This window comes from Pseudoalteromonas sp. AS71 (assembly GCF_038900275.1).
GTDB lineage: Bacteria > Pseudomonadota > Gammaproteobacteria > Enterobacterales > Alteromonadaceae > Pseudoalteromonas.
Genome location: NZ_JBBMQZ010000011.1, coordinates 81,786 through 106,826, shown reverse-complemented (window position 1 = coordinate 106,826; position 25,041 = coordinate 81,786). Strand labels below are relative to the sequence as shown.

The window sequence follows — 25,041 nt, the reverse complement described above, 5'->3', positions numbered from 1 at the left end:
ACGTTGCGTTTTTTTGTGACTTATCTTTGTAATAGTTTAGTCATTTTACTTTCATCAAAATTACCTTTATCAGTCACATCTGTTTTCTATAGTGCAGCGGTTGATCTTTTTTGTGTTTACACATTTCAAAAAAATAACCACTAAACAATGGGAATTACGGATGAAAATTAAAAAAGTCGCTGCGGCAATCGCGCTAACGTTTACGTTTAGCGCAGTGAGCCATGCTGATGTACTACCGCAAAGCCAAACAGACAGCAGCTGGTATAGCGCTGCGCAAACTAAACTAACAACAAAAACAGCACAAGCGCAGGCTACACAAGCCACTAAAGCTAAAAACGTTATTTTATTTGTGGGCGATGGTATGGGTATATCTACTCTTACTGCCGCACGCATTTTGCAAGGGCAGCGTAATAACCAATCTGGCGAAGAAGGTTATTTAAGCTTTGAAGAGTTCCCATACTCTGCACAAGTTAAAACGTATAACGTAGATGCTCAAACGCCCGATTCAGCAGGCACGATGACGGCTATTATTTCGGGTGTAAAAACCGATGTGGGCGTTATTGGTGTAGATGAAGATATTGAACGCGGCGTGTGTTCAACAGTAGCAGGTAATGAGCTAATTACCGCGACCGAATTAGCTGAAATTAAAGGGCTATCTACCGGTATTATTTCTACAGCACGTATTACTCATGCAACTCCTGCTGCAACGTATGCTAAATCGGCTGACCGTAACTGGGAAGACGTATCAGATATGCCAGAAGATGCCGTAACGGGTGGCTGTGAAGACATTGCATCGCAACTGGTTAACTTTGAAAAAAACCTAGAAGCACGATTTGTAGGGACCGACGTAGACGGTCTTGATTTTGTAATGGGTGGCGGTCGTCGTCACTTTTTACCAAAAGACGAAACAGCTAACTCAACAGACGCAGTAAGCGCTATAGAAGGCGACCGTACTGACGAGCGCAACTTAGTAACTGAGTGGCAAACACAATACCCAGATGCTACGTACGTGATGGATCAAACAGGCTTTGATTCAATTGCAGATGACGCTACTAAAGTATTTGGTTTATTTAACGAATCCCACATGCAATACGAAGCTGACCGCGCAAACGATGTAGCGGGCGAGCCTTCGCTTACCGATATGACTACTAAAGCAATTGAAGTGCTTGGTAAAAACGATAACGGATTTTTCTTAACGGTTGAGTCGGGTCGAATTGACCACGCGCACCATGCGGGTAATGCATACAACGCGCTTAACGACACCATTGAGTTTGCTAAAGCCGTGCAAGCAGCGGTAGATAACACCAATCCAGAAGAAACCCTTATTTTAGTAACCGCCGATCACAGCCATGTATTTACTATTGCAGGCTACCCTAAGCGTGGTAATCCAATTTTGGGTCAAGTAGTTGCGGTAGGCGAAACTACACCAAGCCTAGCTGCCGACGATATGCCGTACACCACAGTAGGTTACGCAAATGGTTTAGGTTTTAGAAACTTGGGCAGTGAGACTGATGCGGATGCAAGTTACACAAGTGCTGCTGTTGCAGGGCGTGTTGAGCTAAATGGCGTTGATACAACGACCCCAGGTTTTCACCAAGAAGCAACTGTACCAATGGGCTCAGAAACACACGCGGGTGAAGATATTTCACTGCATGCAAAAGGTCCAGGTGCTCAGCTAGCACAAGGCGTAATTGAACAAAACGTAGTGTTTCATCTAATTAATCAAGCTCTTGAACTAACTCAGCAATAATGGCGGCTAACATGAACAAATTAACAGTACTTTCTTTAGCAGTAATGGTCGCGCTAGCAGGTTGCTCGAGTGACGATAACAAAAATGAAAATAATATTATCGCAGTAGATAACGCTATTGCAGTGGGCTCTGAGCAGTGCATTAATGGCGGTGTAGAGACTCAAGTAGGCGCAGATACCAATAATAACGACGTGCTAGACAGCGACGAAGTTAACTCAACTAATTTAGTGTGTAATGCACCTGCAACGTCGCTCACAAACGAGCAATTAGCCTCGCTTACTAGTAATGCATGGTTTAGTGAAGCACAAACAAAATTAGGTGCTGCACAAACAGCCAGTAGCAACATTGTTACTGAATCAGGCAAAGCTAAAAACGTTATTTTATTTGTGGGCGATGGTATGGGTATTTCTACCATAACCGCAGCACGTATTTTAGCGGGTCAGTTAGAGGGCGAAATGGGTGAAGAGCACCAGTTAAGCTTTGAAACTATGCCTTTTTCGGGCTTTGTAAAAACATACAACGTAGATGCGCAAACGCCAGATTCGGCAGGCACTATGACCGCAATGGCATCGGGTGTTAAAACCGACGCGGGCGTTTTAGGTATAGATGAAGCGGTTGAACGTGGTAATTGTGCATCAGGCAAAGGGCACGAACTTGTTACCTCGTTAGAGCTTGCTGAAATTGCAGGTAAAGCAACAGGGATTATTTCTACAGCGCGTATTACTCACGCAACCCCAGCTGCAACGTATGCTAAATCGGCAGAGCGTAACTGGGAAGATATCTCCGATATGCCAGAAAGTGCCGCTACGTGTGAAGATATTGCATCGCAACTGGTTAACTTTGAAGCCAACCTAGAAGCACGCTTTAGTGGTGTTGATGTAGACGGTATTGACGTAGTAATGGGCGGCGGTCGTCGTCACTTTTTACCAAAAGATGCCACGTTTAATTCAGCCGATGCAGTAAGTGCTGTTGAAGGGGATAGAACCGATAACCGCGACTTAACTGCAGAGTGGAAAACGCAATATCCAAACGGCACGTACGTAATGGATCAAACCGGTTTTGATGCAATAAGTGACGATGCCACTAAAGTGTTTGGCTTATTTAACGAGTCCCACATGCAATACGAAGCTGACCGTGCAAACGATGTTGCAGGCGAACCTTCGCTTTCACAAATGACCGAAAAAGCAATAAACGTGCTTGATAACAACGAGCAAGGTTTTTTCTTAACGGTTGAGTCGGGTCGAATTGACCACGCGCATCATGCGGGTAACGCTTATAACGCGTTAAACGACACTATTGAGCTTGCTAAAGCCGTTAAAGTGGCGATGGAAAACACCAACCCAGAAGAAACACTCATTGTTGTAACAGCCGATCACAGCCATGTATTTACCATTGCCGGTTACCCTAAACGCGGTAACCCAATTTTAGGTAAAGTGGTTGCCGTGGGCGAAACTGAGCCAAGCTTAGCCGCCGACGATATGCCTTATACAACGGTTGGTTACACCAATGGTGGTGGCTTTAGAAACCTAGGTAGCGAGACTGATGCCGATGCAGGTTATGCCTTTGCACCGGTTACAGGGCGTGTTGATTTAACAGATGTCGATACAACAACACCTGGTTTTCATCAAGAAGCACTGGTACCAATGGGCTCAGAAACACATGCCGGTGAAGATGTTGGCGTTTATGCAATGGGCCCAGGTGCACACTTGGTAACAGGCACAAACGAGCAAAGCTTTTTATTCCATGTAATGGACTTTGCAGCTGACTTTGTAAAAACAGCAGACGAAAAACTAGCGCAATAAATACCGGCTAGTTATAAATTTAGTTAAATATATCTAAATAAAAAACCCCGCATACTGTGCGGGGTTTTTGTCATTAAACTGACATTTATAATCGTTATGTTATTGCCATAAACTTGAAATATAAATAAGAGATAGCTAAATGAAAAAAGCGTTATTAATAATTGCCACGCTTGTAAGTACAAGTAGCTTTGCCTCGCAATGTGATATTGATGCCAAGCATTTAAAAGCGGATTATAAAATTACCAACAGCCATAAAGCGCAGCAAAGTAGCGAGTCACTTACCCTTTGGCGAAACAATCAGCAAGTAGCGCATCAAAGTGAAGTAATCACCGAGCTTTGGCAGCACTTAGCTAATAATCAAATACGACCAATACGTTACTTTAATGCCCAGCAACGCGGTATTGAATACCAACCATCTGAGGTACGCGGCGTACAAAACTGGAGTGCTAAAAACCAGCTGGTGGATAACCACCTAATCGAAAAAATGATCCTAGTAAGCACACAAGGCAGCGGCTGTGATGAAGTAAAAAACTATACACTGAGCGAAAATGGCAACGACTTTAACCTCGCCTTTTTTACGCATTCAAAATTAGTTAAAACATTTAGTATTAGTAACAAAAAAAGCCAAACAACTACCTTACTTAGCCTGAACAATGTAAGCACTGATGAGCCACTAATTACCGCTCAATTTGCACAGTGGGATCGCTTTCAAACCACCGATTACGCCGACATTGGCGATAACGAAGGTGACCCATTTTTAGCTAAAATGATAAACCTTGGTTTTATAGAGCACGGCGCAACTGGCTTTTATAACCAGCAGGGCGAGGCTATTCAAGGCGGGCATCACCACTAGGTTTTAGCGTTTTTAAATGTAGTAGCTCATAGCTGAAAGAATGACTGGCTATGAGCTACAAGTAGCACTGAAAGAGCTTCCCTAAATTCCTGCCACAGATATAACCTAATCAAATACCTTTTTTCGTATTTTCAAAGTTAACATATCGACGGAGGTTCTTTTTTGATAAAACAGACGTTACTTAATATCGGTACGCGACCAAGATTTACAGCCTCTTTGTAATAAAAATAAAGCTAGAGTCTCATTCATTAATGATATTAGCTTAAGTTAATGGCTCTTTGCTTCTTTAAAAGGACGATATAATGAAAACTAATCCTATATAAAGAGGCTAATTAGTTATGGAAAAGTTGATTATGAAACTACTAAGCGTAGTGAGAGTTGAGAATGTTTCAACGGTTACTGTTTGTATTTGTCTTGTTTTATTAGTGTTTAAATTAGGGTGAAGAAATGGATATTGATGAGTTGACTGAGTTAGTTCAAGGGAAAGTGTTTTTTGCAGGCGCTTATAAAAATACACCTTGAAGATGTAGTGGAAGTGAGAGAAATTTTAAAAGCTTCTTATAAACATAATGAGTTTCCATACTACGCAAAGCTTGAACATAGCTGGAATATGCTAGAGAAAACTCATTACATAATGTAATTGAGTGTGAACAAGTAGAAAGTAATCTATTAAATAGCTTTTTATACTTCATAGAATCTGGGCTTTATCCACCTCCTGAGTTATTAATTGTTATCGCAAGTTGTTTTAGAGCTCATATGATTAGCGGAGGGAAAACTAATTTATCTGAAGATTTCTTCGGAAAAGATAAGCAGTTCGATCATTGTATGAACGTGTCTAAGATTACTAAGTATATGGATTTTGAATTAAAATGGGTTATAGATAAAAAGGAATCATTGCAGGCCGTTGCGGAACAATACTTACTAGAATGCTCAGAAAAAAATAATAACACATTCGGTGAAAATACTGATTTTGAAAGCTTCTTAAAAGGTTATCGTCGTTGGAAAAATGATTCAAAAAAACAAAAATATTATTAAAAATTATTTAGGGATTGAATGTTCGTTGCAGTGCCAGCTACAGGCTTAATAGAGCGTTTAGCAATCATATCTCAAGTTTATGTGCTGCCAGCTATTGCCAACAGCACAAATATAAAAGCCTTAACACTACTCCAAATGAGCATCATCAGGCTTTTTGGGTCTATCAGCTAGCTCTGTTAGGCCGTCTTCGCAATCGCCGCTGTCGCAGGTATTTAAATCGCTTTGTGCTTGTTTATCTTGTTGCAGAACTTGTTTTAAATCTTCCATGCGTTGGCGCACGGCTACGCCGTAGCTGGCGTCGTCTCCCCATAATGCAGCAAGTTGCAGTACTGCAGCGCGGTCGTGGTCTCTAAATAGTTTACCAGCACGTTCTGCATCTTGCTTAGTGTTACCTAATAGCTCGAGTGCTTCTACGGCAAGGTTAATAGCTGAGTCGACGGTTTCGCGGTTAAACGCATCTACTTTTAAATTAAGTAACTGATACGCATGGCGGCGGTCGATTGCGCGAGCAACTATTTTAAGCTGCGGGTAGTTTTTATGCGCGAGCTTAATTATCTCAATGGTTTTATCGGGGTTATCAATTGCAATTACCAGCATTTGCGCAGTGTGCGCGCCTGCGGCTTCAAGGAGTTCTTGGCGTGCGGCATCGCCATAAAATACGGTATTGCCAAAACGGCGTAGTAATTCTATTTGGCTAGGGCTGTGATCAAGTACGGTTATTTCGTAGCCTTGCGCGTGCAGTAAACGCCCCATAATTTGGCCAAAACGTCCGTAGCCCGCAATAATTACGTGCTTAGCGGTGCTAATTTGCTCTGGCTTATCAAACTCAGGCAGAGCACTGCTGCTGCGTTTTTGTATTTGCTCATAAACCATAAGTAATAACGGCGCTATTAGCATTGATACCGCCACAACTAAGGTAACAAGGCTGGTTTGCTCGGGCGTTAAAATACTTAAGGTGGTGGTTACGCTTAAAAGTACAAAGGCAAACTCACCTCCTTGGGCAAGCGCTAAGGCAAATAATAACTGCTGTTTGCTGTTAATTTTAAAGGTAACGGCAAGGGCAAATAAAATGCAGGCTTTAACTACAATAAGTAAAACCACTAAGCCAATAACGGTACTAAACTCGTTAAATAGCAGTTCAAAGTTAATTGATGCGCCAACAGTTATAAAAAACAATCCTAACAGTAAGCCTTTAAAGGGCTCTATATCGGCTTCTAATTCGTGTCTAAATTCACTCTCGGCAAGTACAACGCCCGCTAAAAATGTGCCCAAAGCAGGCGATAAACCAATACTTTGCATAACCAGTGCAATAGCGACCACTAAAAACAGTGCAAAAATAGTAAATATTTCACGCATGTGTGTTTGGGCAATGTATCTAAATAACGGGGCCGATACATATTTACCGCCGGCAATAATAGCGGCAATAACCGCAACCGATACACATACTTGTTGCCATACAGGCCAGCTTGCAATAATTGAATCGCTGATTTCTTTTGTGTTAGTTTGCGGGGCAAATGCAAGCAGTGGCAATAGGGCTAAAATAGGAATAATTGCGATGTCTTGAAACAGCAATACCGAAAACGCGTTTTGTCCGGCTTCTTGCTTTAGCCAGCCTTTTTCTTCAAGGCTTTGCAGCACAATAGCCGTAGAGGAGAGCGCGAGCATTAAACCAATGGCGAGTGCGGTTTGCCAATGCATGGCAAAAAACCAATAACAAAATGCAAAAATTGCCGCTGCCGTTAACACAACTTGCAAGCCGCCAAGCCCTAAAATAGAGTGGCGTAATGTCCATAAACGCGAAGGTTGTAGTTCAAGACCAACTAAAAACAGCATCATTACTACGCCAAATTCAGCGAAGTGCATTACATCAGTTTGATCGCCCACAACACCCAGCGCATAAGGGCCAATGAGTATGCCGGCAATTAAATAACCTAACACTGAGCCCAGTCCGACTCGTTTTGCAATAGGGACAGCTACAATGGCTGCTGCTAAGTAAATTAAAGCAATTTCTAACACGCGTTTATCCTAATAACATCAAGGCTTTTAGAATGGCTTAGCTGCTTATAAAATACAATGGATTATATGGCTCAAAGTTGCTTATTTATCAGTAGTTATAACACTAATGGTTATAACTACTGGGCTAAAAATAGCACTTTGTGTTGAAGGGCTTGTTGGGGGCTAAATATTACAAATACTTATAATTGCTGAGCTTGGTTGGCCTGAATCAGAATGGTAAATAGTAATGTTTGAGCTGATTGTATTTTCAACGCTTGTTTCAATTGCTGTTACTTCAAACTCTGCTGATGCAGGTAGGTCGATATCCAATTCGCTATCTAGGTAAGTACTTCCGCTTTTTTGCAAAGTAAGTGGTTTGGTTTGATCAAAGCTAAATTGAAAGCTATCTGACGCTAAAAGTGTATCTACCAAGTTAAAGCGTAAGTTAACGGTGTCGGGGCCTGAAAACTCAGCACACACAAATACCGAAACCTCAACAGCTTGTAAAACGGGCATGCTATTTTGGCCTATATCCACAGTAAAGTTGCTTTGCGTAATTGCTACAGAGTTATATACCCCTGTTGCGAGTCTTTCGTCTGCGGTGGTTATCGTTATTTTTTCACCTTGTGCTAAATTAACCTCTTCATCAAAAAAGCCGTTTGTGTTGGTAGTGTACTGCAGTCCATTAATTGTTAGCTGTGCATTACTTATAGCCGCTTTTTGCACATTAGTGAGTAGCCCTTTAATGCGACCGGTAAGTTGTGCAGAGTTGGTTACTGTAATTGAAAATTGCACACTTTTTGAAAATCCATCAGCATCAGTTGCGACAACGGTTAACGTGTAATTGCCCGTCATATCGGCGATAAATTCGGTAATACTTTGGTTTGTATTGCTTAAGCTGGTGCTCGAGCCTGAAGGCGCTGATAGTGTCCAAGCGTAATCGAGAGTGGTTCCCTCAGGGTCGTAACTTTGGCTTACATCAAATTTAACTGCATTGCCCACTACATCGTAGCGTGATTGCTCCCCTGTGAAGCTAATTACTGGCAATGCGTTTTGTATTACATCAATTGTTAGGGTTTTTGTGTCGGAGTACTGCACGCCATCGTTAGTGCGTAACGAAATAACAACTTGCCCCTCTACTGATGCGCTAAACGTTGGTTTTGATATTGTATTACTGCTAAGCATTGCTTGGCCTTGCGACGAAATGATTTCCCATTGGTAGCTTAGTGGTTGGCCTTCTGGATCGTAACTATTGGAAGCATCAAGTAAAACTTGTTCATCAACCGTTATAGAGGTTTCATAAGTTACCAGAGTAACAGGCTTTTTATTACTACTGGCATGCAGTGCTGAGGTTGCTTGGTTTGAGCTTAATTGGCCATCAGACACTGTAAGTACTACAACGTAGTCGCCTTCTTTATCGGCAACAATAGAGGGTGTTGCTGATGTGCTGTTAGTCAGTTGTGATGCACTATTTACAGGCTTAGCTTGTAACTGCCAGTTATAGCTCAGTGTATCTCCGTCAGGGTCGCTACATTGTTGGCACTGCAAAGTGGTAGATTCGTTTAACGTAATATCACGCTCGGATTCAAGTGTTGCAACGGGGGCTTTATTACTTGTGGTAACAGTTAAAGTAACTGATGCGGTATCGCTTTCGTTTTGTTGGTCGGTAACAGTGAGTGAAAGCGTGTAATCTCCAGCTGTTGACGCTGAAAATCCAGCGGTATGATTTTGCATGTTTGAAAGAGCCGGCGTGCTGCCCTGGGGTTTTGCTGTAATTGCCCAGGCATAACTAAGCGTATCGTTTTTATCGGGATCAGTACTTTGGTTACCATAAAGCGTAACAACTTCATTTGGGGCAATTGTTTTATTTTCTACGTTAATAACCGCTTGTGGCGATGAGTTAGAATTAAGCGATTCACTTTTTATGAGTACGACAGTGCTTGCTGTATCACCTTGTGAATCAGTAACGGTAAGCTCAACTTTAAACTCGCCTATTTCGTCGGCAACAAACTGGCTTTTAACTTGAGTCGCATTTTCAAGCGTTGCATTACTTGCTACGGGCTTGGTAATAAATTGCCATTTGTATTGATTAATGGCGCCGCTGGTTGTGCTACTTTGCGCGGCGTTTAAAAGCACAACATCACCTTGCTTAACGGTTTGTGTGCTACCTGCGTTAGCAATTAATTGGGTATTTTCAGTAACGGTGAATTGTTTTTGTGCCGGTGTGCTTGAAAGCTTACCGTCACTCACGGTTAATACTAATTGGTACTCTTGTGCTTCAGATACTGAAAACTCAACGGTACTTTCGTTATTAACCGTAATCGGTATTTCTACTTGTTCGTTTTTGCTGGTTAATTGCCATTGATAGGTGAGTGCATCGCCATCGGGGTCGCTACTTTGTGCAGCGCTAAAAACGTGGGTGGTATTTACTTTAAACCCCGATTGTTCGGTGGTAATAACCGCAATAGGTTTTGTGTTAGTGCTGACCGGTTTAGCTACTGTTTTAGAGTCTGATCCTCCAGAGCCACATGCTACGAGGGTGAATAAAGCAGTAATTAAAATTAATAACTTCCATTTCATAATATCAATATCCTTTTAAAAAGTTGAATATTAATATGTACCCAAATTAGCTATTAAGCAAAAAAATAAATCAAATAAGTACTTTTGTATTGTTTTGGGAAATAGTTAATGCGAAACAGTGCTACTTTTGAATCATTTATACTTTGAGAGGAGTGTTTTATGCCCTGATTGATAGGGCATAAAGTATATTAAAGGGTAGTTGAATAACGGTTAAATAGAGTTAGTCAGCTACTTTTACTGAACCGCTAATATTATCGATACTTACATCGCCCGAGCCCGACTCAGTAATAGTCAGCCCCTTTGCATGGTTAACGCGAATATTACCCGAACCGTCTTCAATTGTTACGCTTGAGCCAATATGCTCAATAAGCAGGTCGCCAGAGTTATCATCAACATTAACTGCACCGCTTATATGGCTTATTACTATATCACCCGATCCATCTTCAACGTTTAGCGAACCGCTTATGTTGCTCACGTGCATTTCACCCGAACCATCGTCAATAGTTGCATTGCCGCTTACGTTGTTAATATGAATACTGCCAGAGCCGTCGGTTAATTCTAAATTACCCGCTATGTTTTCAAGGTTTACTTCACCTGAGCCATCGTCAACAGTTAGGTTTTTAGCACCGCTTATCGTTAAATCTCCTGAGCCGTCTTTTACATCAATATTGCTTTGCATAGCATTTATTAAAATGTCGCCAGAGCCATCATCAATATCTAAATTTAGATTACTTGGCACAGTAACAACTAAATCAATATGTGGAGATTGACCATTGTAAAAGCTAATACCATTACGGCTTTTATTTTGGGCAACAAGCTTTGCCTGTTTACCGCTTTGCTCGAGCGTTAGTTCGTATTCGTCTTCAATATCGGCTGTGTAAATGGTGGCGTTAACACTAATGCTGGTGGCTGTTTTTGAGCCTTTTATTTCAAGGCTACCTGCACCGCTTAATACGTTTAAATATTCAAGATTATTGCTTGGCAGTGATAGCTGTTGAGTTTGCTTTACTGAGGCAACGCTTGGCGATATATGAAATACACAGCCACTTAATAATAAAATGCCGCCAATAAGCGAAAGTGGTTTTGTAATGCTAGATACAGTTGATGAGCTCATGTTTAGTCCTTTGTATTTTTGTTTGTATTTATATAAACAATATAGAGCAAAAATGAGGCCGAAATGTAAGTTGTTGATTTTATTGATTTGATGGGTGTGTTTAAAAAGCTGGTTTACTAATGATTGGTTAAAAACACTAAAAGTTAGCAAGAAGGATGCACATGGCATCCTTTTTAAGTGTTTGCTTTTAGGTTATTTATTAAAAGCTGTAAGTAATGTTACCGTATAGGAAACGCCCGTCTAATCCGTACGGTGCATATGGCGTGTACGGGAATATTTGGCCAAAGTCAGAGTAACCAATGTTATCCACGGTTGCTTGTGGGTACTGATCGAATAAGTTGTTTGCACCAATAGCAAACTTCCAATATTCGTCTGGACGGTATGCCACTTCTAGGTCGGTGATCCACTTAGGGTCTAGGTATTCATCGCGATCGCTTGTAGTTGAAATATCAGCGACTTCACCATAACGTGTGGCACGCAGGGTAGTTTGCCATTCGTTAAAGTTCCACACTGCTGATAGGTTCCATTTGCTATCTGGCGTGCCTTCTTCAAAGCGACCTACTTCACGACGTGCAAACACTACGTAGTCGTCACCTAGTGAGTTTAGCTCGCTTGGGTTGTCGTTTACGTGCGTTACTTCGGTGTCGTTAAAGTTAGCTGCTACGTTTAAACGTAAATCACCTAAGTTGTCTAAATCTAGGTTATAAGTGGCAACTATATCTACACCTTGCGTGCGTGAATCGATAGCGTTGGTAAAGTAACGTACGCTTTCGGTATTTAGCTCACCTGCATTTTGTAGTATTTCTACTACGGCATCGCCCTCTAAGTTTTCAGACAATACAATACGGTCATCAATATCAATACGGTATGCATCAACCGTTAAGCTAAAGCTGCCTTGCGTGTACATAAAGCCCGCTGTAACGTTTACTGACTCTTCAGCATCTAACGGCTGAGCACCAAGTGCTTGCGCTGCGGCTGAATCGGTTGGGAATAAACCCACTTCAAATGGTTGGTTGTTTTCAAGTACTGTTGATATTTGGCGGTACGAGCTTTGTGCTAAAGATGGTGCACGGAAACCTGTGCTAATTGCTCCGCGCAGTGATAGGTTTTCAGTAATGCTGTAACGCGAGGCAAGTTTAGAGGTAAACGTGTCACCAAAGTCGCTGTAATCTTCATAACGACCCGCTAAAACTACGTTCCATTTTTCTGTTAAGTAGGTATCAAACTCAACAAATAAAGCGATGTTATGACGGCTTTCGTCAGTCGCACTTTCTGGTCCAAAGCCAGCAAGTACTTGCGCGCCACCGGCTGCAATTGGGTTACCATCGCTATCAAGGGCAGTGATGTAAGACGCTTCTTCGCCTTCTTCTATTTTGTAGCTTTCGTGGCGGTATTCAGTACCTACGGTAAAAAATACGTCATCAGGTAAGCCTAAATCGAGTGTGGTATTGGCTGTTGCGTTTACTAAAAACTGATCGTAAACCAATGCACCGTTGTCAAATTCGGTTGGGCTGTCGGCACCTAGTGATGTGTTAATACTATTTACAACACCGAAACCAAAGTCGTTGCGGCCGTAGTTGGTACTTACATCCCATGTCCAGTCGTTAGTTTCGCCTTGTAAGCCCAGTGCAAATGAGTAGTCTTGTACGTCTGTTTCAATTTGCGGCAAAAAGCCATCTGGATAAACTTCTAACACGTTACGGTCATCTTTTGCGCGGCGGTAAAAACCACCTGAATTACCTTCACGCTTTGAGTAGCTACCAAATGAATAAAGGTTTAAGCCGTTATCTAAATCGTAACCCATGTTGTAAAATAACGCGTAATCTTCAAGGTCTGCTTTACCAAAACGGTGATTGTAACGATCGATAGTAAATTCGCGTGGGTCTAGGCTGCCATCATCAAGACGGCTGTATTGTTCGCGTGGGTCAAAGCCTGAGCGCTGCGTTGAGTCGTTATCACGGTATTCAATTGATACGTTTACAAAGCCGTTATCAGATAACGCAAAACCAGAGTTTGCACTAACAGTGCGTGTTGCACCGTCGTTTACTTCTCTGTCGCCACCGGTATTAAACGCTAAGTCGCCGTTTGCATCTGCGTAGGTGCTTTCTAGCTGAGGTACGCCAGCCATTTGAGTATCATATTTACCGTACGTTACGCTTACGCTGCCGCCTTCTGAGGCATCTTTAAGTACAATGTTAATTACCCCAGCAATTGCATCAGAACCGTACTGTGCGGCTGCGCCATCACGTAGTACTTCAACGCGTTTAATTGCAGAGGTTGGGATCATGTTCAAATCAACAGCGGTAGAGCCTCGACCAACAACACCTGCTAAGTTTAATAGCGCACCGGCATGGCGGCGCTTACCGTTTATAAGTACTAATGTGTGATCGGGTGCTAATCCACGTAAAACAGCTGGCTTTGCATGGTCAGTACCATCACCCATAGTGGCACTTGGGTAGTTAAAGCTAGGTACTTGGTTTGCTAGTATTTGGCTTATTTCTAGCTGACCCGTGCTTTGCATATCACCGCTGGTAATAATATCTACAGGTACTGAGCTTTCGGCAATACTGCGTAAGCTTCTGCGAGTACCTGTTACTGAAATCACTTCAATACTTTTTTCGGCCTGAACATCTTGTTCTGCAGCAAATACAGAAGAATAGGGTGCACTAAGTGCAGAAGAAATGGCCAGACTAAGTGCTACTTTTTTGGCTGATAATGGCTTTAACATGATGTTGATTCCCTTGAGGGCTGCTGACTATTGATTTTAAAAAGGAGCGCATCATATAGAAGCGACTACCCTAGTGCAAAGATAAAAACTATCTAAGATATTCTAAGTTGTTAACAAGTAAGGTCACTGTCTACGCGCGATATAGGCGTTTGGATCGTTGTAGTTGCAATCTTGTGTCGAATGGTTGCGAATTCAAGGGAATTTTAGATAAAAGTTAGTAATACGTAAAAAGGCCAAGCAAATGCTTGGCCTTTCAATTTTTTAAATTTAGTAATTTAAATTATTCAGGGGCAACTTCAAGCGTTGTAAATAATGCATAACGTCCTGCATCTACGCCTTCTTCATTTACGGTAACCTTGTTAGAGGTTTCTATTAGGTATAGGCCTGGTTCTTTCCATGTAATTGTAAACATACCTTCTTTATCGGTCGTTACTTTTACTTCGCCACGGTTGTTACGGTAGCGTGTGTCGCCTTTTAAAATGCTTACTTCAATGCCTTCACCAGCAGATTTACCATCTTGTAGTAATTGAAAACGTGCTTGTTCACCTACAAATAAATCGTTTGGATGCGTTGGGCCACTAAGCTCTAAGCCTAAACCTAACTGTGCTGGCTTTGTGGTGCCATTTCGGCTTACAAATGTATCTACTGTTGAAACAACCTTCGTTGTGGTTACATCTTTAGCGTTACTAGGTAACTTAGCGTCTGTTTTTTTACCAAATACACGCTTACGCTTACCTTCTTCATTTTTGTAGAAGGTCATGTACATTGGCTTTTGGGTCATTGCAATGTGGTAAGTGCCTTGCTCTGTTAAGCTTACCGCAGCTGAGCTTTTACGTTTTAAGTAATAAGCACGGATCGTTTCAGATACTGGCTCACCATTAGGCGCAAGTGCCATTAATAACGTATCGTCGTACTCTGCGCCTTTTTCTTTAGGTTTAAAGGCTTTGTCTGGTGCAAAAATTTCGTTAGAGATACTAGCGTCAATCATTACGTAATGCGCTTTATCGCCTGATAAAGATGTATGCGAAGGTAGTAACCAACGTCCGTGTGCACTTGCTGAAGTTGACACTAAAGCAGATAAGCTCAATGCGCCGATTAATGCCGTTTTTAATAAATTAATTTTCATTATATTTCCTTAAATTCAAATGATTAAGTAGCAGCTACTTAGTGCTTACAGTGACGAAGCTTTTAGAAAACTCGTTTTTACCATCAATTGTTAGTTTGCCTGATTTAGTTAAATCGAGCTCAACGCGGGTGTAATCTCTGCCGCCTTCTTCGCGTACAACTTCAATATTTAGTAAGTATTTACCTGGTTTTACTGGGTTACCGTCTAAATCATTACCTTGCCAATTTATGGTGTAAGTACCCGCGCGCTTTGTTGCGCCGCTAATGCCGTCAAAGTTGGCATCGCTTTTACCGGCTTTACGCCACCATTGGCGTAAGTCTTTAAACCATTCTGCTTTTTGCACCCAAAGTGCAAGCGTAGTTACGTGTTTGCGCTCTGGTGTTTCAAGCCAAACTGCAACGTACGGACGGTGGTACGGTTGTATTTCTAAGTCGGGAAGCGTTAATTCAACCTCTAGCTGTGGTGTTTGCGCATGCGCTGATGTTTGAAAAAACGCAGCGATGAGCAGTAATGCGGCGCTTATAAATAATTTAAATTTAACCATTAAGACACTCCTTTTATTTGTGGAACCCAACATAAATAAATAACCAGTGGAGTTGCGACTCCCAGTACGGTTATCCATATTCCTGCTAAGCGTTTTTTTCTATTTTGAAACAAAATAATCATGCCGGTGATGGCAAATAAAATCATTAGTACGGCAGATATATCGATTACCCAGCTCCATACTTCACCGGTGTAGCGACCTTTATGTAAGTCGCCAATAAGGCTTAAAAAGCCGCCTGTTTGGTAATCTAGGTTTAACTCGCCGGTTGTAAAGTCGAGCTCTGCGTAGGCAAATCCTGCAGGCAATGGGTAGTCGAGCATGACGAGCGCGTCTTCTTTTTCCCACTCAATGCTTTTTACTTTTGTAAGTGCATATTGCTCGGCTAAGTAAGCTTCTATTTCTGGATAAAGCGTTGGTAGCGTATTTAGCTGTTCATTTGCTTTAGTAACTAGCTCTGCTGGAATTGTTGCAGTTACTTGGCCGTTATTTTTATCGTTTTTAAGCCAGTCAACATGGTTAAGCACAATGCCGCTAACGCAAAATAAAATAAGCAAAAAAAACAAAGCTGTAGAAATATAAATATGTAGAGCACGGCTTGTACTATACAAAGCCCGCTTATTAATAAACGACATAAAAACAGTTAATAAATTAAATTTACAACATGATAATGATTTGCATTAGCTATTACAAATTTACTTACTTATCTTTACATAAAAACTTTAAAACAAAGGTGTATGCAGGTAAAAATGAACATTTAATGCTTAGGAGGGCTGGAAGGTCTTAAAATAAGATAAATCATTACAGATACTTCTATTACTGCAACGAGGCAAATAACCCAAATAGGAGCGGCTGAGTACAGTAAAAATATAAATCCAATTAACATGCCAATGGCGGCGTAGCATTTGGCTTTTACAGGTACTACTTTATGGGCTTGCCATTGCTTTAGAGTTACACCGTAACGAGGGTGGTTTAACAGCCATTGTTCAAGCGCGGGTGATGAGCGAGTAAAGCAGGTGAGCGCTAAAATAAAAAATATAGTGGTAGGCATGACCGGTAACACAATGCCAATAATACCCAAGGCTACAAGTATTAAGCCAAGCGCTTTAAACCATAAGTTTTTATAACAAATAAACACCGCTTTTATATTCACTTAGGCTCTTTTTAGGCGTGTTATGGTATCTCTAATTGTAGGCTAAATAGCTATTAATTCGAAGCTTAAAATCAATAAAAAAGGGCAAACTTAGTTTGCCCTTTTAAAAAATAAATGCGGTTAACAGGTTAGAAGTAGTAACCGATGTTTATGTTGAAACGACGTTCTGTATCGCCATCCCCAATAACTGTTCCGCCAATAAACGGCTGGTTACGTGCTTGAATAAAGTCGAAGTAACTAAAGAAGCCACCTGCTGCAACACTCATACCCGTTACGTTCATCCATGTATCTGCACTATCGTCAGACTTGTCATAAATAATGCCGTAATCGTTGTAAAATTGAATGTCGGTAACAGGCCCCCAATCAAGCGAGTAATTATAAGCAACGTTAAAGTTAGTCATAGTAGCTTCGCTAGATACAGTGTCGTAATACGCATACGCACCAACAACAAAGCGGTCGCTGCTGTCGTCTAGGTCGTAGTCGTATTCACCGTGTTGAAATTGGATATTCCAGTTGTTAATTGTGCTATCAACATGAAATGCCCATGCACCGTAGTTACCTGCACGGTCGTTACCGTCATGTAAGCCACCACTTAATAGTGATACACCCACATCGGTAGTTATATTTTTGCTGTGCTCAATTTGATACGTCGCTCGCCCGGCAAACGTATTGTATTCGCCTATGCGAGAGCCCGGTGCATCGTATGTACCTTCTTCTGCAGAACGACTACCAATAATGTCGTAAGAGTAACGATGGTTAATATCTGAAGAGCCACCGTCCACACCGCCTAGCTCATCATTTTTGAAAAAGCCTAGGTCTAATTTCCAGTTATCTTTAAGTTTACGTTTTACTACTACACCTAAATCAAAATCGTCTTCTAGGCCTACGTAATAGTTAGTACTGAAAAAGTAGCTGTGTGAGTTGTATGGGCCATTACCAAAAGGCACGGGTGCAATACCTGCTTGTCCTTCCCAGCCATCTGCAAACTCGTAACCTAAGTAAGCATACTTAACAACGGTCATGTAATCGTAAAAACGTACTTCACCGTTAAGTGAAATGTCGTTAATTTCACCAGATACATTTATACGGAAAATATCAAAATCAAAATCGCCACCGCGATCTTGGGTATCTTCATCGTATGTGTTGGTGCTGTAGTTAAAGCGTATTGCTCCACCTACTTTAATGCCTTCATCTTTTTTCTCAGGCTCTGCTGCGGCAACTTCAACCACTTTTTGATCAGATTTTTTACTGATGTTTGCAACTTGTTGTTCGTGTTGCTTGTTAATTTGTTGCTGTTTTGTTTTTTCATCAGCTAGCTTATTCTCAAGCAACTGCATTTGTTGCTTAAGCTGTTTAAGTTGGCTTTGTAGTGTGTCTAGATCATCAGACGCATAAGAAGTGCTTGTAACACCACCTAAAACTAGTGCTAGTGTTAATTTTGAGAGTTTAGTCATAATAGCCGCTCTGCTTGTGATTAAAAAATAAAAAATTCAAGACGTCAAAAAACGCCTTACGTTTAGAGTAAGTACAAAACTATGTATTTTTTTTATTGTTTATTCTTTAGGAGCTTGAGTAAGTGCACCAACTTCTAGAAGGGGCGATGCATCTAATTTATCTGCATCCATCATCGCGGCTACACGCTGCATTGATGAGAGTAAAAGGCTCTGTTCCCACTCAGCAAGCGCAGAAAACTTTTCAATAAAGTGTTCTTGCAATGGCTGAGGTGCTTTATCAAGTAACTCTTTTCCTTTCTCGGTGAGGTATAAGCTCACTCTGCGTTTATCCATTTGACTGCGTACGCGTGTTACTAAGTTTCTGCTTTCTATTCTGTCGAGAATATTGGTGACCGTTGCTGGGCTTAAATTTACGTTTTGAGCAATACGGCTCGCCGTTATTCCATCGGTTTTTCTAACTTCTTGCATTATAAGCAATTGTGGGCCTGTTAAACCCGAAGTTTTATTTAGCTGCTTAGAATGTAAGTCAATCGCGCGGATCACTTTACGTAAAGAAACCAATAATTCGTCATATTTTTGCATTTGCTTATCTCGTCGATGGGGCGGTAGTTTGCCGTAATCGCGAAATGTTACACATCAAATAAATTGAATTCAAACAATATATTGCACATTAGGCCGCTTTTATTGGTTTTTAATAGTTAGAGCAGTAACTAATGTAAAATTATGTTGTTTAAATTATAGTAAATTTTCTTAGCATCTTGTGTGCATTAAGTTGCGCACAGTACGTATGTTGTGAATAATTGGCAAGTCTTATTGTATAGACTTTAGTATTATTCATTTACAGCTGTTAGTACAAAGTAATTGTTTGTGAGTTTACTGTATATGTATTAATCGGCAATGAACAAATTCAGCAATCAATATTTAATATCAATAGCGTATACTTTAAGCATGCATTATTGTTTCTGTACAAATATTAAAAATCTTTAGTATCAGTATTATAGGGGAAGGTATGAAATTATCGCCATCAGTTAGCATTGAGCAAAGCGAAACCGGTCTTGAGTTTATTAAAATAGCTAGTGCAAAGTGCGACGCAAAAATATTTTTGCAAGGTGGGCAAATTACCGAGTATATCCCTAAAAATAACAAGCCACTTATATGGGTATCACAAGACGAAACCTATCAGGAAGGGGCAAGTATTCGAGGTGGTATTCCTATTTGTTGGCCGTGGTTTGGCACACACGCTAATGATGGGTGGCCTGCCCATGGTTTTGCGCGCACAAGCGTGTGGCAAGCTGATGAAGTACACGAATCTGATGAGCAAATTACAGTTAGTTTAAAGCTACCCATGAAGCTTGTTAATACGACGTATTGGCCACATCAGTCAGCATTAAAAGTTGAGTTTGTATTAAGCGATAAATTACAGGTTCGCTTAACGACCACTAACTTAGGGAGTACGCCGTTTAGCTTTACTCAAGCGCTGCATACCTATTTTCCTACATCAGACATTACAAATACCCATGTTGATGGTTTGCAAGGCGCGCAATATATTGAGTTTGGTGAAGGGCCATTTGTACAAAATGATGTTGTAAGTTTTGAGCGCGAAACCGACATGGTTTATACACAAGCAAATACAATTCAAACTATTAATACGCCAGAGGGTGTTATTAATGTGAGCCGCGAAAATTCAAGTTCGTGTGTACTGTGGAACCCATGGATAGAAAAATCAAAACGCTTATCTAACTTTGCTGACGATGAGTATAAAACGATGCTCTGCTTAGAGGCTGCTAACGTATTGACAGATAAAGTAACGCTTGAGCCAAAACAAAGCCACACCTTAATAACCACCATTAGTTGGTAATTAATTAAAAGCAGTAATAGGGATAAATAGTGTTTAACAATCAACAAATAATGGATTTACCAAAGCATAGTGATATTAGCTTTAAGCCATTGGCTGATAAAGCCTTACTACATGCACAGCTTAGCTCGCTTCTGTTTTATATACCGCTAATTGGTGCGCTGATTGCGGTTTGTTATTTTAATGAAGCCTTTGCTAATAATGCACAAACGTATTTGCTAATTGGTATGCCTATTTTAGTGGCCGTATCTATGCTGTACAACATGATAAGTGTGAGGTTGCGAGGTTTCGCAGTGCGAAATCATGACATTGCTTTTAAAAAAGGTGTTATTTGGCAACAAGTGACAGTATTACCTTTAGCACGTGTACAGCATATGGAAATACACCAAGGACCAATAGAGCGAAAACTCAGCCTTGCGAGCATTAAATTATTTAGCGCTGGCGGTGTAAGTGCCGATTTACAAATTAGTGGATTAACCCATGATGATTGTAAAAATATGCGCCAATTTGTACAAAACTACCGCCAAGACGACACAACACCTCAGGCACCTTTAGTCGATGAGTAATACAACTATCGAAGATCAAGTCAGTCCTATTTACTGGCAAAAAGTATCGCCTTGGGCGCTTTTATATTTTGTTGTGCACTTTAGTGTGCGCTTTGTAAAAGATGGCCTTTTAAACTTACTACCTATGTTTGTAGTGTTTGTTACTCAAGTGGAAAATAAGTTGTTTTGGGCGCAGGTGGCAGGCGGTATTGCACTAGTTTTATTATTTGTTTACTCATTTTTATATTATTTAAATTTTAAGTTTTGTATTAGTAGCGACAACGAAATATTGCTTAACAAAGGTGTATTTAAAAAAGAGCGACTTACGCTGAAATTTGGCCGTGTGCAAAACGTTAATATTGCCGAGCCATTTTATTTTACCCCTGTAAACTTAGTTAATTGTATTTTTGATGCTGCTGGCAGTGTGTCACAAGAAGTTGTTTTACCAGGCGTCACCAAAGATTACGCACAGCAAATGCGTAAACAAATATTTGATTTTAAAGCGCAGCAACAAGAAGAAATACAAAATACTGAACAAAGCGAAACAGACACTATCGAAAACAAGCTAAGCATTAGCAATAAAGAAATAGCTAAATTTGGTTTAATGTCGAATATGGCTATTTTAGCAATCGCTGCTCTTGCCCCTTTTATAAACCTGATTGTTGATTTTTTAGAGAAGCAAATTATTACCAAAGTAGAAGGCTTTTATCAGCAAGAGCTGGGTATGCTGGCCAGTGCTGCTACCTTTGCAATGATCACCTTAATTATTTTGTTAGTTTTGGCTGCTGTGATGCTATCGGTGACTATGTCGCTTATTCGTTTTTACAACTTTGAGCTTTATTTTAAAGGTCAAAAGTTTAAACGTATTGCTGGCTTGTTAGAGCGCCATCAGCTTTCGATGAGCATGGATAAAGTGCAATCTATTGTTATTAAGCAAAATCTAATGGGGCGATTATTAAAGCGATTTACCGTTGAGTGTTTACAAGCAAGTAGCGGCGGAATAGCAGCCGGTGCTGCGGCTAAAAAAAATAAACAAACCTTAGTATTACCTGTATTAAATAGCGAACAAGTTGATAGTGTATGCCAATGGATTTACCCTTGGTTTAATAGTAAAAAACTCGCTTTTAAGCGCGCAGAGCGAGCGCTTTTGTATAAAAATTTAGGCTTTTATTCACTGTTACCCAGTGCATTAGTGTTTGGCTTTTGTTTTATTGCTGATATTAATACTTTGATAAGCCTTGGTGTTTTGGTGGTATTTTCTGGCTTGGTAACTTTATCGTATCAGCGTTATGGTTATTACATGCATGAGGATAATGGCCGATTTTACATGGTTGTACGCAAAGGTATGATTGGGGTTCATTACCGTGTTTTTGAGCTTTATAAAGCGCAAAGTGCACGCAGTATAAGTACCTACTTAATGAGAAAATCAGGCTTAAAAAGCCTGTATATACAACTTGCTTCAGGCTTTGCATTTATGCCCTACATAAAGCAGCAAGATGCTGACTTTATTATTGATTTTACAATCAAACAGATTGAGTCAGATACCCGCAGCTGGATGTAAACTCCCCTAATAAAACATGTGTAAATACACATTTGCACATGCTTTATTACACTTTCTTACTGCCCATGAAAGACATTTAATAATACCCTAGATGGTATTAAGGAATTCTTTTAGGGACGCTCATGAAAAAAACACTCATCGCATCAGCTTTATTACTAGCAGCACCAAGCTTTGCAGCCGATTGGCAAACTATTCATACTGAACATTTCAACATTCACTACAGTGTTGAGCATGCTGATTTTGCTAAATCAACTGCAGCAGAGCTTGAAATAGTTCGCACCAAAGTGTTTGAGCAGCAAAACCGAGCACTTGATAAAACAGTTGATGTAGTGGTGTTTGATCCCCTAAATGCAGCAAATGGCTTTGCGCTACCTACCTCAAGTAACCCTGTGATGGCACTTTTTACTACGCCACCACAATCTGACACAGTTATATCAAACAGCTCTGGCTGGCAGCAGTTACTTGTACTGCATGAATATATTCACTTAGTGCATTTAGCACAGCCTACACGCAATGACTGGCAGCAAAAAGTACGTGGCATATGGGATCTATACGACTTAACTTACAGTGATACACCGCGCTGGGTAGCCGAAGGTTATGCCACATTGATTGAGTCTAAAATGACGGGCCGTGGGCGTTTGTTTGATAACTACTCAGAGTCAATACTGCGAGAATTTGCTCAGCAAGGTGCTTTGCCAACCTATGGGCAATTAAATGGCGAGCAGGGCTTTATGGGCGGCTCAATGGCGTATTTAATGGGTAGTCGCTTTTTAAATTGGCTAGAGCAAAACTATTCAGAGCAAACACTCGATAGTGTTTGGACGCGAATGCAAGGCGTAAAAACGCGTGATTTTGATGAGGCATTTAGCGGTGTGTTTGGGCAAAGTGCAGCCAAGCTATATCGCCGATTTATAGCTGAATATACCTATAAAGCAATGCAAATAGAGCAAGGGGAGCCGTTACTTAATAGTGAACTTTGGCTTGAGCTTAACTTATATGCAAGTAACCCAGCACTTTCAAAAGATGGTAGTAAGATTGCGATTGTTGAGCGAGATATAGAGAGTAATACCAAGCTTATAATTTATAGCACGGATGACAACATTAAAGCGCAAGAAGAGTTTACTAAAGCGCAAAAAGAGCTACTCGAAAACGATGCACAAGATATTCCAGATACATCGCCCAGTGTGTTTAAGCGCGAACAAAAACAAGTGCTTAATCAAATTAACCGAGCCGGTATTGCAAATCCTCAATGGGTAAATAGCACAACGTTGTATTTCAATGCGTACAGCAATGAAGAGTCGGGTATTTATAACAAAGTGTCTGACATATTTAGCTATAACACTGACACTGGGAATATTACACAGCTTACAGAACTTGCTGGTATACGACGATTTAGCGTAACCAGTAACGGTGAAACCTTGTATGGCGAGCAAATAAGAGATGGTTACTCTGAATTAGTGAGGGTTGATCTTAATACGCAAACCATCACACCATTATTTACAAAAAGCCTTGAGACAACTTACGATTACCCAATTCTCAGTCCTGATGAAACTAAATTGGCTTATTTATCAACGTCATTAAATGAAAATTGGCAATTGTATATACAAGGCATAAACGGCGAGCAACAGCTATCAGTACCTATGCCAAACGGGTATCAATATTTAAGTCAGCCAAGCTTTAGCCATAATGGCGAGTCACTTTACTTTGTTGCAGGTTTAAATAGCGCCACCGATATTTATAACTACAACATAGAGAGTAAAACACTCACCAAGTTAACCCAAGGGCAAGAGGCCGTTGCCCACCCAATTGAAATGACTGATGGCTCGTTACTCTATTTTTCGATAACCGCAGATGGGCCAAATGTAAAAACACTGCCAAAAGCTATAAAAAGCACTGTAGTTACTGAGTTTGCAGCTAACAAAAAAGCACCGCTGCTAATAGTAAACGACCATACACTTCCAAAAGCTAAAATATATAAGCACGAAACTACAGAGCAAACAAATTACAACGTGCTCGACCAGCACGCTACTTTCGCGATTGGCTCTCAGTATTATTCAGCTTCTACCAGTTTGTTAGATTTAAGCATTAAAAGTAGCGACTTATTAAAGCAGCTCGACTTACAGGCGGGGTATAGCACTGATTTACACGATGGGGCATTGCACGGTGGTTATGTGCAGGCAAAATATAATGCGCTTGATGTAAAACTGAAACTTGCACTGTTTGACTATGATTTAGATACATCGCGCCAGTATGAGCAAAGTCTAAGTGCAGACATGGATGCCCGTGGTGGTTTTGCCGCAATAAGTTACCCCGTTAAATTTGGGCAGTTAAGTTTAACGCCAGAGCTTGCCTACAATTACACTGATTATAGGCAAAGCCATAAAAATTGGACGCGTTTAGGCATTGCTCAAAATTGGCAATATGATCGTCAAGATTTTGCAATAGGGCAAAGTCTTTATGCCAGTTGGTACGATGGCAGTAGTAAGAGCAATAGTTGGCAAGGTTACGATTTAGCCGCCAAACTTTTTGGTAAAGCGTTTGGTATTCCTCTTTATGCAAACTTTGATCAAAAACAACGTGATGACAGGAGCCTTGCATTAGGTGGCTTTAGCTCAAATCTTATTAATCAGCAGCAAAATAGTGAATATGTACTTTCATCTGAGCTGCCTTTTTACAGTGCAACTGCAAAGCGCTATCAAGGCTACGGTGGCGGCTTTAGCTTTAAAGAAGGCATGCCGTGGCTTTATTATAAGCAACATCAACTCGACGACACCGTATACGCACAAAGCTACGGCTTAAAATACCAAGGTGATTTTAGTTTTGGAATGGGGCCTGCAGGCGTAAATGATTTAACATTTAATATGGGACTGTCGCGAGTAGAAGGCGACAGTTTTGAAGATGAAATGCGTGCTTGGCTGAGCTTTTATTATTCGTTATAAATATTAATTG

General features: G+C 40.7%; 18 protein-coding genes. 8 read left to right on the top strand and 10 right to left on the bottom strand.

Annotated elements, in window-relative coordinates:
- Window positions 1–160: 160 nt before the first annotated feature.
- The 4 genes from WNY98_RS10300 to WNY98_RS10285 all read left to right on the top strand — a co-directional run bounded on the left by WNY98_RS10300 (window position 161) and on the right by WNY98_RS10285 (window position 5,440).
- Window positions 161–1,750, top strand: a complete 1,590-nt coding sequence (locus WNY98_RS10300) for an alkaline phosphatase (RefSeq protein ID WP_024595529.1) — start codon at window positions 161–163, stop codon at window positions 1,748–1,750.
- Between the two features lie 11 nt (window positions 1,751–1,761).
- Window positions 1,762–3,552, top strand: a complete 1,791-nt coding sequence (locus WNY98_RS10295; protein ID WP_342877839.1) for an alkaline phosphatase — start codon at window positions 1,762–1,764, stop codon at window positions 3,550–3,552.
- Between the two features lie 139 nt (window positions 3,553–3,691).
- Complete coding sequence (locus tag WNY98_RS10290; protein WP_342877838.1) at window positions 3,692–4,405, top strand: hypothetical protein; 714 nt, start codon at window positions 3,692–3,694, stop codon at window positions 4,403–4,405.
- A 756-nt stretch (window positions 4,406–5,161) separates the two neighbouring features.
- Window positions 5,162–5,440 (top strand): hypothetical protein, encoded by a 279-nt coding sequence (locus WNY98_RS10285; RefSeq protein WP_259398699.1) that lies wholly within the window; start codon window positions 5,162–5,164, stop codon window positions 5,438–5,440.
- A 126-nt stretch (window positions 5,441–5,566) separates the two neighbouring features.
- On the opposite strand, the gene WNY98_RS10280 is transcribed toward WNY98_RS10285, so the two are convergent.
- The 10 genes from WNY98_RS10280 to WNY98_RS10235 all read right to left on the bottom strand — a co-directional run bounded on the left by WNY98_RS10280 (window position 5,567) and on the right by WNY98_RS10235 (window position 18,713).
- Window positions 5,567–7,456 carry a monovalent cation:proton antiporter-2 (CPA2) family protein gene (locus tag WNY98_RS10280; protein WP_335676663.1) on the bottom strand — a complete coding sequence of 630 codons (1,890 nt, stop codon included), beginning with the start codon at window positions 7,454–7,456 and terminating at the stop codon, window positions 5,567–5,569.
- Between the two features lie 162 nt (window positions 7,457–7,618).
- On the bottom strand, window positions 7,619–10,015 hold the full coding sequence (locus WNY98_RS10275) for a PKD domain-containing protein (protein WP_342877837.1): 2,397 nt from the start codon (window positions 10,013–10,015) through the stop codon (window positions 7,619–7,621).
- Between the two features lie 220 nt (window positions 10,016–10,235).
- Window positions 10,236–11,129, bottom strand: a complete 894-nt coding sequence (locus tag WNY98_RS10270; RefSeq protein WP_342877836.1) for a hypothetical protein — start codon at window positions 11,127–11,129, stop codon at window positions 10,236–10,238.
- A 199-nt stretch (window positions 11,130–11,328) separates the two neighbouring features.
- The gene (locus WNY98_RS10265; RefSeq protein WP_342877857.1) at window positions 11,329–13,860 is read right to left on the bottom strand and encodes a TonB-dependent receptor; all 2,532 of its coding nucleotides are present in this window, start codon (window positions 13,858–13,860) and stop codon (window positions 11,329–11,331) included.
- Between the two features lie 277 nt (window positions 13,861–14,137).
- Window positions 14,138–14,983, bottom strand: coding sequence for a DUF4198 domain-containing protein (locus WNY98_RS10260; RefSeq protein WP_170072720.1), 846 nt, complete (start codon window positions 14,981–14,983; stop codon window positions 14,138–14,140).
- A gap of 34 nt (window positions 14,984–15,017) precedes the next feature.
- Complete coding sequence (locus tag WNY98_RS10255) at window positions 15,018–15,527, bottom strand: DUF2271 domain-containing protein (RefSeq protein WP_290193142.1); 510 nt, start codon at window positions 15,525–15,527, stop codon at window positions 15,018–15,020.
- Window positions 15,527–16,159 (bottom strand): PepSY-associated TM helix domain-containing protein, encoded by a 633-nt coding sequence (locus tag WNY98_RS10250; RefSeq protein WP_076925535.1) that lies wholly within the window; start codon window positions 16,157–16,159, stop codon window positions 15,527–15,529. The genes WNY98_RS10255 and WNY98_RS10250 overlap by 1 nt, the downstream gene beginning before the upstream one ends.
- 122 nt (window positions 16,160–16,281) lie before the next feature.
- Entirely contained in the window at window positions 16,282–16,677 is a 396-nt protein-coding gene (locus tag WNY98_RS10245) for a YbaN family protein (RefSeq protein WP_342877835.1), read from the bottom strand.
- Between the two features lie 128 nt (window positions 16,678–16,805).
- Entirely contained in the window at window positions 16,806–18,131 is a 1,326-nt protein-coding gene (locus WNY98_RS10240) for a carbohydrate porin (RefSeq protein ID WP_342876006.1), read from the bottom strand.
- Window positions 18,132–18,230: 99 nt separating this feature from the next.
- Window positions 18,231–18,713, bottom strand: a complete 483-nt coding sequence (locus WNY98_RS10235; RefSeq protein ID WP_024598783.1) for a MarR family transcriptional regulator — start codon at window positions 18,711–18,713, stop codon at window positions 18,231–18,233.
- 427 nt (window positions 18,714–19,140) lie between these two features.
- Here WNY98_RS10235 and WNY98_RS10230 point away from each other — a divergent pair, with 427 nt between their 5' ends.
- The 4 genes from WNY98_RS10230 (at window position 19,141) to WNY98_RS10215 (ending at window position 25,031) form a co-directional block, all read left to right on the top strand.
- A complete protein-coding gene (locus WNY98_RS10230) occupies window positions 19,141–19,989 on the top strand; it encodes a D-hexose-6-phosphate mutarotase (RefSeq protein ID WP_076925537.1) in 849 nt (282 codons plus the stop codon).
- Between the two features lie 29 nt (window positions 19,990–20,018).
- Window positions 20,019–20,552, top strand: coding sequence for a PH domain-containing protein (locus WNY98_RS10225; RefSeq protein ID WP_342877834.1), 534 nt, complete (start codon window positions 20,019–20,021; stop codon window positions 20,550–20,552).
- On the top strand, window positions 20,545–22,092 hold the full coding sequence (locus WNY98_RS10220) for a PH domain-containing protein (RefSeq protein ID WP_076925538.1): 1,548 nt from the start codon (window positions 20,545–20,547) through the stop codon (window positions 22,090–22,092). The genes WNY98_RS10225 and WNY98_RS10220 overlap by 8 nt, the downstream gene beginning before the upstream one ends.
- Before the next feature lie 122 nt (window positions 22,093–22,214).
- Window positions 22,215–25,031, top strand: a complete 2,817-nt coding sequence (locus WNY98_RS10215; protein WP_342877833.1) for a hypothetical protein — start codon at window positions 22,215–22,217, stop codon at window positions 25,029–25,031.
- The last annotated feature ends 10 nt before the right edge of the window (window positions 25,032–25,041 follow it).